Raw genomic sequence first — 12,180 nt, 5'->3', positions numbered from 1 at the left:
AATATCAATCATCAATTAAGGTTAAACAAAATAAACAACGCTTAAATTATACCATTATTATTTGCTTTATAACTCAATAAATTATGTTGTAAATAATATTTTTATGCTTATAATTAGTTAAGGAATAAATTATTTTTTATGAATGAACAATATTATGAAGTAATATTTTTACTCAGCTTTAGTATATTCTTAGCAATAAACTTATTCAATTTTAAAAGAGAATTTTCTTATGAAGATTATTTTATAATTTTTCCAGGAATCTTTTTTATAATTACGCTATATCTAACAGAAATCAGACCATTAATGTTCTATGTTGGGACAATATTCTTATTCTTTTTAATAACAACTGCTATTAAAACTATAAAAACAATAATTCTTAGAAGAAGACAATATAGTAAAGACAATAAAATTAAAAGAATCATTTTGAATATCCCTTTTAAAATAATGATAATACTACCATCAATCATGATTGTACTTATCGCAACAGTATTTTCATACCTTGGCTTATTTATAAATTATCCAGAAGATGTAAATCCTAGCTACAGAGTAGGTTTTACAAAAATCAAAGATCAAAAGAATAATTTAAACCTATCAATTTGGTATCCAATTAATCTTACTATAGGATTTAAACGTCAAAATCCTTTTTTGTTTTATAAATTCAACCCATTTTTCATAAATGAAATGAATTATCTTCCTCGATATGAAAACGTATATAAAGATGCTCCAATTAGCAACAATCAAAAACTATATGATAGTATCTTAATAATTCTACCTTTTTATTCTCATGATTCAATGTTTAAATCATTTGTAAACAGACTAGTTAAAAAAGGAAACATTGTCTATCTATATGCGCCAAAATACAAACATATCAATACTAATAATTTTATTAAAAATGACAATGCAGGCTTGCTAACTCATACTTTAAATGCAACTATTAAGTATTTAGTAGAACCTATCAAAATCTTCAGCGATAGAAAAGATATAACATCTGAAGTTTCAGAGATTCAAAATGTTCTCGAACTTATTAAATCAACTCAAAAATTAAAATTTCTAGGCCTGAGAATTAATTTAAATAAATTAATTCTAATTACAATGGGAAACCAAGCAAATATTGCAAATTCAATAATAAGCACAAATAAACAAATATATAAATATATAAACATTGGTGGTAAACCTCAAAACTTAAATATAAAAACATTGCAACTATTAATAAATCAAGATGAAAATGAATGGGAAAAAGCAAACGTAGAGCCATCTCCTATAAAAATAATAAACATGAATAATATTGGCGAAATTTCTGATTTTATCTTCAGTAGAAGATATTTAGAAAGTTTCAATTTTTTTAAAGATAAAAACTTAATGCTACAAAGATTTAATCTTATAATCAATGAAATAAATAAATTTATTGAAGAAAGAGGATCTTAAAATGCCAAAGATATTTTTACTGTTAGCAATATCTTTAATGTTACTAACAGTAAAAGGTTACTGTATTACAGAAATAATTGAAGTAAACACTGAAATACAAAAAGAAAAATATATTCCTTTTCTACTAAGTAAAGGTAAAAGTCAAATAGAAGATCTTGTTAAATATACATTAAAAATGAATCCCCACCTTGAAACAGAATACGTTAAAACAATTGCACAAACTTATATAGATGAAGCGCTAATTGAAGGAATAAATTATGATATTGCCTACGCTCAAATGCTACTTGAAACAGGTATTTTAAAATTCAATGGTATTGTTTCTAAAGAACAACACAATTTTTCAGGCATAGGAGCTACTGATAAATTCACAAAGGGTAGTTCTTTTCCTAACATTAAAGAAGGAATAAGGGCCCATATTCAACATTTAAAAGCTTATGCTTCAAGTCAAAATATAAAATCCAGTATGGTTGATCCCAGATTTTACTTAGTAAAAAGAGGTTCTGCTCCAACAATATATGATCTTACCGGGAAATGGGCAAAAGATAAACTTTACGATAAAAAATTAAAAAAAATATTGCTTGGACTATTAGAATTCGACAATGCAAAAAGATAAGAATACTATATTAGAAGTATTAGAAATTATATACAGTAAATATAATAAACGAGAATTTGTTCATCCTGATCCCCTAGAATTTTTATACAAATATACTACAAAAGAAGATATTGAACTTGTGGGTCTTATTAGCTCCTCATTAGCACTAGGAAGAGTTGAAAAAATATTATCAGCAATTGACACAGTTTTAAAACCACTTGGGAATAAGCCCTCAGAAACACTCAAGATACTTAAAAAAAAAGATTTAGACATAATATACAAGGACTTTATTTATAGATTTTTCAAAACAGAAGATATTGTAAAACTACTCATGTCTTTTAAGAGAATAAAAGAACATTATTCAACAATTGAAAATTTACTCTATAACATTTACAAAAAAAATGAAAATTTCATATCAAGTTTAGACGATCTAATAACACAGATGGAAAACCTCAATGGACAATCATTTGGCATAATACTGCCAAAACCTTCAAAGGGGAGTGCCTGTAAGAGATTATTTCTATTTTTAAGATGGATGATAAGGAAAGATGAAGTTGACTTAGGAATTTGGGATAAATTCAGCTCATCAAATTTAATAGTTCCAATGGACATTCACATGACAGATATCTCATCAAAACTATTTAACATCCAAATCAATAAAAATATAAGTCTTAAAAAAGCAATAGAAGTTACAAAATACTTTGCAAAAAACAATAAAGACGATCCTGTAAAATATGATTTTTCTTTAACCCGTTTTGGAATAAACAGAAAATTTAACAAAAAAGAATTATTTACAAATATTTTCAAGCATTAAAAAATATCTATATCTAACTTTAATATAAGTTATATCAAAACACTATAACTACAGTTTTTCAAAAATTGTTACCTTTAAATTTGCAGTATTAATAGTATTAATAATTGCACACAAAAACATTTGCCAATATAAATACTAATAATCTCCTTTAAATGCATTCCCTAAAATTCTAATTCCTTCAATAGTCAAATACACATTATGAACAAAATCTATGCTTATTAAAGGTAAAATCAAATAAGAATTTCCGCCTGTTATTATCAACTTAAATGCCCTATCATAATCACGCACAAGTTCATAATAAACACCTTCTATTAAATACTTGTACTGATAAATGACACCACTATTTACACTATCAATTGTTGAAACACCCAGCAATTCTTTCGGTACTGTAAGATTAAAATTTTTTAAAAGATACGCACTATGAACTAATGAATTCAAACTTGTGAAAGGTCCACCATTAATAAGACCACCGAGTATTCCTTCTTTCCTGCTAATAGCAAAAATCGTACAAGCAGTTCCAAGATCTACTACTAAAGCATCATGAACATTATAAAACTCAATAGCTCCAACAAGATTTGCAAAAACATCTGAACCTAATACAAATCGACGACTATTATAAATATTAAAACTTAAGTTATAATTTAAATCAAATCTAATGAACAAAGGATTTATCTTATAAATAGAAACAATAACATTTATGAATACCTTATCAATAACTGGCACAACACTACTTACAAATACCTTATCAACCTTACAGTCAAACTTACATTTAAGAAAATCATAAAGCTCCTTGAAACTCAAATCACGTCTTGTTCCAAGCTTGCAAAATACCTGAATTTTATTAAACTCATACAATGCAAAAGATATACTTGTATTGCCAATATCAATGATTAAACAAGATGTACCAAAAAATTTACTCATTAACATTCCTAATTAACTTTACATTATCAAATCTTAATAGAATATTAGTATCACTTATTCTTTTAGGTGTTATTTTTAAAACCAACATCTTATTATCAAAGTAATATCTCCATCCATCAGAATATATGTAAAACTGAGGATCAGTGAACCAATTAATATCCCTAAATCGAACCAAAGTAGGATTTGAAATACCTTTAAAAAATAAATACCCAGGTGAATTTAAATTACGCTCAAAATCAATAGAATAAAAAGCATCAGAAAAGTTAAAATTTACAATTTTTGACGCAGCATAAATCCAATTACCAACTCCAATATTTGGAAATAAGCTGAACTTTGGAATATAATCATTATCAAAAATATCAGCATAATAATCTTCACAAGGAATCTGATCAACATCAGGCTTAATTAAAGAATAATAAATAGCATTAAAAGCAAAATTTAACATTAAATCATCGCTCAATTGGTAAGCAAGTCTTTTAAGTAAGCCTGAAATCTTCAGTGTATATTTTAAATCTCTAGATAAATCACTCTTATCATCAGAAATATACACTTCTCCATTACTAGTTACAGAAAATAAAGTAGATATAAACTTAGTTAGCTCTCCTTTCAGTCTCCCAATAACAAAATTATCATTATCAAATTTCAAAAATACAAGATAATTAGAAAGCACATTATAAGCTTGAATTAAATTAAATCCAGAAGTCAATATTACTTCTGGATTCCTTAAAATATTTAACGCACCATTTAAAATGGAAACATTTTCAGATAAAAAAATCTTCTCTAAAAGATAAGCATCTTCTTTCAAATATCCTAAAAGCTTATCCAACTCAAGAGAATCAATAAAAGTTTTATTTACAGATAAATAATGCAAAAATTGCTCAAGTTTTTCTTCATCAAGATAATAATTCACACTTAAATATGTCAATTGATCTTTATTAAGATTTATTAAAGATTTAAGCTTTAAAAAAATATCCTCATAATTAGGTCTCATCAAAGACTCAGCCAAAAGATAAATAAATATATCCTCATGAAAAGAATATATATTACCTTTACGCCATCCACCCTTCTTAACACTAAATCTTGACTCGTTAGTCCAAGCATCATAGGCTTTATCTCTAAATAAAGCTAACTCTGAGTCAAAATCCTTCTTATCTACAGTCTTAATTAATGGATATAAAACAGAATAATTTACATCTGAAAGTGTATCCTTAAAAGATGATTTAGACACAAATTCCTCTGACTTTTTAGATTTTTCAATCAAATTACCGATCTGAAAAATTTCTTGAGGACTAACTGAAATTTCCTTTTCATTAATCTTACTATGTTTTCCCAAAAAAACTTTAAAATAGCTATCTGCACCATTAATTATAATATTTTCATCAAATAAAATTTTATAATCACCCTCAATTTCATAACTCATTATCAGTTTCTTAGAAAGATTTGAACTAATATTAAAATTATCATTTGAATCGAACGCAAATAATAAGAAAATATTATTTTCAAAATAAACAAAAATTGCATCATCCTGCACTTTATAAGAAATTGGATACAAATGAAGCCCAGTTTCAGGAATAACAAGTGGCTTGACCTTAGATAAGTTTATCTTAATTCCCCTTAAACTAATAACAAGACTATCCAAAACAGATTGACTATCCTCAAACTTATTGTTAACTAAAAACTTCAAATCTTTTAACAAAAATACACTCGAACTTAAGCCTCTAAACTGAACAAAAACAACCAAAAATAAAAACAATATACCAATCAACAAGTAAAAAAAGCTTAGGCCCAAATATCTTTGCATACAATTCAATATTAATAATAAAGAATTAAAATATCAATATCGGTTGTATAAACGCAAAAAACTTAATAAAATTAATAAAAGCACATATTCATTAACAAAAATAGGAGTAAAGGCAAATGAAGATTCCAAAAAATTACATCCCAGGAACAAATCCATATAAATCTCTTCCTAAGAAACCTATTATTGAATCAAATAAAAAAATATCAAAAAAACAAGAAAAAATAAATTCAGAAATAATGAGTTCACAAGAAAGAATATTGAAATTATACATGAAAAGGTTACAAAAAAAAGAGCAAATGATGCTTCAAAACTTCATCATGGAAGGACATAAAGTTGGTTCTAAGATCTTCAATAACTTGCCAAAAAATTTAAAAGAAATAATAACTATAATGAATATTGAATCTCTAAAAGTGTTACTGAAAAATACAAAAAATCCAATTAAAAAGCTTTATATCAAGTTTTCAAATTGGACACTAAATAAACTATTAAAATCTCTTGATAACTCAAATATCAACCAAAACAAAAAAATGTCTAAAAAAAATACCAAGGAACAAAAAACTAAAAACAAATAAATCCTTACATACTCCCTTAAATAGTTAAGAATACCCCCCCTAACCTATCTTTTAGCTTAAGTAAAAATTGACATGTCAAATTTAAAACATCATATCAACCTTTTTTCAATAAAACTATCTTATATCCCATTATTACTATTTTTACTTAGTTAAGACAACTTTCGGAATAGGAAGTATAATATCACTACCAAAAGCTTTTCTTGAAACTTTAACTATCATAGGACTTTGCCTTCTTTTATACTCACTACCAGAATAAAAGTCCAACACCTTTGTAATTAGTTCTTTGCCAAAAGACTTATACAGTAAATCCAAGGACTTATTTTCAATCAAATATTGACTTAAGATCTCATCAAGAACTTCATATCTGGGAAGAGAATCACTATCCTTTTGATTGAGCTTTAACTCAGCAGAAGGCTCTTTCACAATAATATTAACAGGAATAACCGCTCTTCTTTCTTTTAAATTAATATATTTTGCAAGATTATAAACATCCCTTTTAAATAGATCACCAATTAAAGAAATTCCTCCACAAGAATCACCATAAAGGGTATAATAACCAACAGCAAGTTCACTTTTATTCCCAGTACTTAGAAGCAAAGAATTATTTGCATTACTATAAGACATTAAAAAAAGACCTCTAAGTCTTGATTGAATATTCTCTTTAGTAGTTCCCTTTGTATTAAAATACCCATCAAAAAACTCCAAAGCAGATTTGAACATGCTCTCAATAGGCATATCAATCAATTTAAATCCCAACTCTTTAGCAAGTTCCTTTGCATCAGAAACAGATCCTTTTGATGAAAACCTACTAGGCATAGAAATGCCAACAACTCTATGAGCACCCAAAGCAACACATGCAATATAAGCAACAAGAGCAGAATCAATGCCTCCAGAAACACCTAAATGAACTTTATCAAATCTAGAAATATAAGCATACTCTCTTAAAGCAATTACTAACGCTTCAATAAGCTTATCAAGAATTTCATACTCAGAGTCAAGTTTTAAATCATAAAATCCATCATTAAGTAAAATATCATCTTCAAATTTCCTAGCTTGTTTTATTTTTCCATATTTATTAATAAAAAAACTCAAGCCATCAAATACAATAGAGTCAAAAACACCATACAAATTGGCATAAGCAACTTCCACATTATTTTTAATAGCTATCTCCTTGAAGAATTTAAGTCTTAAGTTATTTTTATCGCTAGTAAAATAAGATTTTGATGGAACTAAAAGATAATCAGATTTATTGAAATAATCATTAAAACTTTCTTCAAATCCCTGAAAAAAAAGCTCATCATTCAAATTCAAGACAGCAATACTTTTTCCCTTATAATCAAACAAAACTGGTATATTGACTTCTTTAGTTGTAAATATAAACCGATGATCACTTACCACAGATATGCAATCTAATAATTTGTCTTCATAGAAACTATAATGCCCAAATACAACACAAAGTCTATCATCAACTTGCTCCTTTATAAAATCAAAGCACTCAAAAGCCTTCCTCAAATATTCTGCTCTATGAAACAAATGCTCATACTCAACACCACCAACAAAAATAAAAGGAAAGACTAAAATATCAACTTTATTTTTAAGGGCATATTCATAAATTTTCTCAAATTCACCTAGGATTTTATCATACTCAAAAAATCTGAACTTTGTCTGCACTATACATACTTTCACAAAGGAAATAATAAGCAATAACAGACAAAGTTACAATAAAGTTCTAAATCATCTTTAAGAATTTTTCAATTTTATCCCTAAAATTAACTGGAGATATCTTAGACTCATATCTATCTACCACTCTGCCTTCTCTATCTATTAAAAATTTAGTAAAATTCCAACGAATTCTTCCCCTTAAGTTCCATGGAGAATGTTCTATAAGATATTTATATAGAGGATGTGCATTTTCACCATCAACATCAATTTTAGAAAAAATAGGAAACGAAACATTATAAACCGTATGACAAAATTTTAAAATCTCACTATCTGACCCAGGCTCCTGAAATCCAAACTGATTACAAGGGAATCCCAATATGAAAAATCCTCTCCTCTTATATATCTTATAAAGCATTTCCAAATCATAATATTGATTTGTATAACCACAATTACTTGCCACATTAACTATAAGTAATACCTTATGCATGTAATCCGAAAGAGAAATCTCAGGCCCTGACGCAAGCCTTACTCTAAAACCATACACACTCATATAAAAACCCCCTCAATATATTCTTTCAAACAAAATTTAAACAAACAAATAAACAATTATTTTTTTACTTTGACAAAAAAGTACACATAGTAATTAATTAATTTCAAAATATGTGTAAATATTATACTAATATAACTTAATAATCAAAATACATTCTTTAAAAATAATTAAAATGAATCAAATTCATAAAAAATTTTTCAATAAAAAATTTGTAAAATCTTCTCTTTGAAGATAAAATGCTTTATAAAAGGAGGCTAAAGTGGAAGAACAAGAAAAATGCGAAGCAACTGAAAAAATTAAAGAACAAGAAAATGACACACTCCCAAATAAAGACAGTTCTAGCATGGAGAAAAAAATTACTGAACTAGAAAATGAAATTTCAAATCTAAAAGATCTGTATTTAAGAAAACAAGCAGAATTTGAAAATTTTAGAAAAAGACTTGAAAAAGACAAAGAAAATTTTATTAAATTTGCAAATGAAAACATAATGAAAGATATAATCAATTTTCTTGACAATTTAGAAAGAGCAATAGATTCATCAAAACAATCAAAAGACTTTGACACTCTATTATCAGGAATTAGTATGATTGAAAATGAAATACTCTCAAGCTTCGACAAAAAATATAGCTTGAAAAAGTTTGGCAAGCCAGGAGAAGACTTTGATCCAAGTCAACATGAAGCAATAAGCATAGAAGAAAAAGAAGGAGCTAAAATTCCTGAAATTGTAGAAGTATACCAAAAAGGATATTGCTATAATAATCGGGTATTAAGAACTGCAAAAGTTAAAGTGGCACAAAGCAAAAATTAATTATTAGAAATCAAAAATAATAAAAGGAGGCTTTATATGGGAAAAATAATAGGAATTGACCTTGGAACAACAAATTCATGTGTAGCTATAATGGAGCATGGAAAACCCGTTGTAATACAAAATTCGGAAGGAGGAAGAACTACTCCATCAATTGTAGCTTATACAAATAAAGGTGAAAGGCTTGTAGGACAAGTTGCAAAAAATCAAATGGTTACAAATCCTGAGAATACCATATATTCAATAAAAAGATTCATGGGAAGAAGATTTGATGAAGTTGAAAGTGAAATCAAAATGGTTCCTTATAGAGTAGAAAAAGGTCAAAACGGAGATGCGCGTGTAAACATTTCTAACATAAAAAAACAAATGTCACCACCAGAAATATCAGCTGCAACTCTTACAAAAATGAAAGAAACAGCTGAAGCATATTTAGGAGAAACAGTTACTGAAGCTGTAATCACTGTTCCAGCCTATTTCAACGATGCACAAAGACAAGCAACAAAAGACGCCGGCAAAATTGCTGGACTTGATGTTAAAAGAATTGTTAATGAACCAACAGCTGCAGCTCTCGCCTATGGAATTGAGAAAAAAAACGAAGAAATAGTTGCGGTTTATGACCTTGGTGGAGGAACATTCGATATTTCAATACTTGAACTTGGAGACGGTGTTTTTGAAGTCAAATCAACCAACGGGGATACTCATCTTGGAGGAGATAACTTTGACGACGAAATCATTAAATACTTAATTACTGAATTCAAAAAAGATAGTACTATTGACCTTTCAAACGATAAAATGGCACTTCAAAGACTAAAAGAAGCAGCAGAAAAGGCAAAAATAGAACTATCAGGTGCTCAAGAAGCATCAATAAACCTTCCATTCATCACAGCTGATGCAAATGGACCCAAGCACTTACAATACACTCTCACAAGAGCAAAATTTGAACAGATGGTAGATCATTTAGTTCAAAAAACAAAAGAACCATGCCTTAAGGCTATCAAAGATGCTGGACTTAAAGCTTCTAATATAAACGAAGTAATACTTGTTGGAGGCTCTACAAGAATACCAGCCATTCAAAAAATAGTAAAAGAAATATTTGGGCAAGAGCCAAATAAGGGTGTAAATCCTGATGAAGCCGTTGCAATAGGAGCTGCAATTCAAGGTGGAATCTTAACAGGAGAAACTAAAGATATGGTACTCCTTGATGTTACACCTCTATCACTAGGTATTGAAACACTTGGCGGAGTTATGACAAAACTAATTGAAAGAAACACTACAATTCCTACCAAAAAGAGCCAGGTATTCTCAACAGCAGCAGATAATCAAACCTCAGTAGACATTAAAGTACTGCAAGGTGAACGTGAAATGGCATCACAAAACAGAATACTAGGTAATTTTATTCTTGACGGAATACCAGCAGCACCAAGAGGAGTGCCACAAATAGAGGTTAGCTTTGACATTGATGCAAACGGAATAGTTCATGTTTCCGCAAAAGATATGGGAACTGGGAAAGAACAAAAAATTCGAATTGAGTCATCATCAGGACTATCTGAGGACGAAATTGAAAGAATGGTTAGGGATGCTGAAGCCCATGCTGAGGAAGATAAAAAACTAAAAGAAAGCATAGAAGTAAAAAACACAGCTAATTCATTAATTTACCAAACAGAAAAATCTCTACAAGAATATGGAGACAAAATAACAAGTGAAGACAAGGAAGCTATTGAAAATAAAATAAAAGCTCTTAAAGATGCATTAGAAGGCTTAGATATATCTTTAATTAAATCAAAAACAGAAGAACTTCAACAAGCTTCTTATAAAATAGCTGAAATGATGTACAAAGACGTTCAAGCTAAATCATCAAATGAAGATAATACTCAAAACAATGCAGGTAGTGAAAGCAAAGAAGCTGATTACGAAGTTGTTGATGAGGATAAAAAATAGTGAAAAAAGATTATTACGAAATTTTGGGGCTCTCAAAAGGAGCCTCAAAAGATGAAATAAAGAAAGCATATAGAAAAATAGCAATTAAATATCATCCTGATAAGAATAAAGACAACAAAGAAGCTGAATCTATTTTTAAAGAAGCAACAGAGGCCTATGAAGTTTTAGGAGATGACAACAAGCGAACTCAATACGATCGATTCGGACACACAGCTTTTGAAGGCGGAGGATCAGGATTTAGTGGGTTTTCCAGCGGATTTAATGGATTTTCAGACATTTTTGAGGATTTTGGCGATATTTTTGATTCATTTTTTACTGGAAGACGTGGACAAGAGAGAAGTAACCAGAATTCAAAGGGTCAAGATATAACGTACCAAATAGAAATATCACTTGAAGATGCTTACCTGGGATATCAAAATAAGATTAATATCACAAGAAATATGTTATGTGAATCTTGCGTTGGAAAAAAATCTGAAAAAGGCACCAGTCCTTCAACATGCAACATGTGTAATGGTAGCGGCAGAGTAATGCAAGGGGGAGGCTTTTTTAGAGTAACAACTACATGCCAAAAATGCCATGGAAATGGAAAAATAGTATCAAATCCTTGTAAATCATGCAAAGGTACTGGAAGTATAAAACATAAAGAAACAATTGAACTAAAAATTCCAGCAGGAATTGATGATTCCCAGCAAATAAAAATGAGAGGAAAAGGCAGTATAAATCCTGACAATCAACAATATGGAGATCTATATATAAGAGTATCTATAAAGCCCCATAAAATCTTCAAAAGAAATAGCAAAGACCTATATGCAACTCTTCCAATAAGCTTTACTCAAGCAGCACTTGGAAAAGAAGTAAAAATACAAACAATAGCAGGAAAAAAGATTGAAATAAAGATTCCAAAGGGTATAGAAAATAATGAACAAATTATCATCAAAAATGCAGGCATGCCAATACTACAGACAGAAAAACTTGGAAATCTCATCTTGATTGTTAAAATAAAAACCCCTCAAAATCTAAGTTACGATGCCACTAACTTAATGGAAGCTTTAAGCAAGGAAATCAAAGACACTGATGAGACAACTTTAAGACCAGTTTAG

Annotated in this window: 11 protein-coding genes; 7 read left to right on the top strand and 4 right to left on the bottom strand. The window is 28.6% G+C overall.

Going from position 1 to position 12,180, the window contains the following annotated elements; genetic code table 11:
- Positions 1–138: 138 nt before the first annotated feature.
- From K5Q05_RS02600 to K5Q05_RS02590, 3 genes are read left to right on the top strand one after another with little or no spacing between them, the layout of a single operon-like run.
- Entirely contained in the window at positions 139–1,425 is a 1,287-nt protein-coding gene (locus K5Q05_RS02600; protein ID WP_025443651.1) for a hypothetical protein, read from the top strand.
- A 1-nt stretch (position 1,426) separates the two neighbouring features.
- The gene (locus K5Q05_RS02595) at positions 1,427–2,038 is read left to right on the top strand and encodes a glucosaminidase domain-containing protein (protein ID WP_025443652.1); all 612 of its coding nucleotides are present in this window, start codon (positions 1,427–1,429) and stop codon (positions 2,036–2,038) included.
- On the top strand, positions 2,025–2,831 hold the full coding sequence (locus K5Q05_RS02590) for a TIGR02757 family protein (RefSeq protein WP_025443653.1): 807 nt from the start codon (positions 2,025–2,027) through the stop codon (positions 2,829–2,831). The genes K5Q05_RS02595 and K5Q05_RS02590 overlap by 14 nt, the downstream gene beginning before the upstream one ends.
- Positions 2,832–2,966: 135 nt before the next feature.
- Here the strand turns inward: K5Q05_RS02590 and K5Q05_RS02585 are convergent, their stop codons facing one another.
- Together K5Q05_RS02585 and K5Q05_RS02580 are read right to left on the bottom strand one after the other, a co-directional pair.
- Positions 2,967–3,752, bottom strand: a complete 786-nt coding sequence (locus K5Q05_RS02585; RefSeq protein ID WP_025443654.1) for a type III pantothenate kinase — start codon at positions 3,750–3,752, stop codon at positions 2,967–2,969.
- Positions 3,745–5,553, bottom strand: coding sequence for a hypothetical protein (locus K5Q05_RS02580; protein ID WP_025443655.1), 1,809 nt, complete (start codon positions 5,551–5,553; stop codon positions 3,745–3,747). The genes K5Q05_RS02585 and K5Q05_RS02580 overlap by 8 nt, the downstream gene beginning before the upstream one ends.
- A 116-nt stretch (positions 5,554–5,669) precedes the next feature.
- Here K5Q05_RS02580 and K5Q05_RS02575 point away from each other — a divergent pair, with 116 nt between their 5' ends.
- Positions 5,670–6,125 (top strand): hypothetical protein, encoded by a 456-nt coding sequence (locus K5Q05_RS02575; protein ID WP_025443656.1) that lies wholly within the window; start codon positions 5,670–5,672, stop codon positions 6,123–6,125.
- A gap of 141 nt (positions 6,126–6,266) precedes the next feature.
- On the opposite strand, the gene nadE is transcribed toward K5Q05_RS02575, so the two are convergent.
- Positions 6,267–7,811, bottom strand: a complete 1,545-nt coding sequence (gene nadE, locus K5Q05_RS02570; protein WP_044003512.1) for an NAD(+) synthase — start codon at positions 7,809–7,811, stop codon at positions 6,267–6,269.
- 43 nt (positions 7,812–7,854) lie between these two features.
- A complete protein-coding gene (locus tag K5Q05_RS02565) occupies positions 7,855–8,337 on the bottom strand; it encodes a glutathione peroxidase (protein WP_025443657.1) in 483 nt (160 codons plus the stop codon).
- Positions 8,338–8,596: 259 nt separating this feature from the next.
- On the opposite strand from K5Q05_RS02565, the gene grpE reads away from it, so the two are divergent.
- The 3 genes from grpE to dnaJ are packed head-to-tail and all read left to right on the top strand — an operon-like array spanning position 8,597 to position 12,180.
- Positions 8,597–9,145 carry a nucleotide exchange factor GrpE gene (gene grpE / locus K5Q05_RS02560; RefSeq protein ID WP_025443658.1) on the top strand — a complete coding sequence of 183 codons (549 nt, stop codon included), beginning with the start codon at positions 8,597–8,599 and terminating at the stop codon, positions 9,143–9,145.
- A gap of 36 nt (positions 9,146–9,181) precedes the next feature.
- Positions 9,182–11,080: a molecular chaperone DnaK gene (dnaK, locus tag K5Q05_RS02555; protein WP_025443659.1), complete on the top strand. Its 1,899-nt coding sequence runs from the start codon at positions 9,182–9,184 to the stop codon at positions 11,078–11,080.
- Positions 11,080–12,180 carry a molecular chaperone DnaJ gene (gene dnaJ, locus K5Q05_RS02550; RefSeq protein ID WP_025443660.1) on the top strand — a complete coding sequence of 367 codons (1,101 nt, stop codon included), beginning with the start codon at positions 11,080–11,082 and terminating at the stop codon, positions 12,178–12,180. The genes dnaK and dnaJ overlap by 1 nt, the downstream gene beginning before the upstream one ends.

Origin of the sequence: Borrelia miyamotoi (genome assembly GCF_019668505.1) — a bacterium.
GTDB classification, from domain to species: domain Bacteria; phylum Spirochaetota; class Spirochaetia; order Borreliales; family Borreliaceae; genus Borrelia; species Borrelia miyamotoi.
Note: the sequence above shows the minus strand (reverse complement) of the source record. Positions and strands in the feature narration are given on the sequence as shown.

What these genes read in the sequence shown, in the direction of transcription:
- dnaK (WP_025443659.1), top strand. Translation starts at nt 9,182, where the DNA reads ATGGGAAAAATAATAGGAATTGACCTTGGAACAACAAATTCATGTGTA.
- K5Q05_RS02575 (WP_025443656.1), top strand. Translation starts at nt 5,670, where the DNA reads ATGAAGATTCCAAAAAATTACATCCCAGGAACAAATCCATATAAATCT.
- K5Q05_RS02590 (WP_025443653.1), top strand. Translation starts at nt 2,025, where the DNA reads ATGCAAAAAGATAAGAATACTATATTAGAAGTATTAGAAATTATATAC.
- K5Q05_RS02595 (WP_025443652.1), top strand. Translation starts at nt 1,427, where the DNA reads ATGCCAAAGATATTTTTACTGTTAGCAATATCTTTAATGTTACTAACA.
- K5Q05_RS02600 (WP_025443651.1), top strand. Translation starts at nt 139, where the DNA reads ATGAATGAACAATATTATGAAGTAATATTTTTACTCAGCTTTAGTATA.
- K5Q05_RS02565 (WP_025443657.1), bottom strand. Translation starts at nt 8,337, where the DNA reads ATGAGTGTGTATGGTTTTAGAGTAAGGCTTGCGTCAGGGCCTGAGATT.
- K5Q05_RS02585 (WP_025443654.1), bottom strand. Translation starts at nt 3,752, where the DNA reads ATGAGTAAATTTTTTGGTACATCTTGTTTAATCATTGATATTGGCAAT.
- K5Q05_RS02580 (WP_025443655.1), bottom strand. Translation starts at nt 5,553, where the DNA reads ATGCAAAGATATTTGGGCCTAAGCTTTTTTTACTTGTTGATTGGTATA.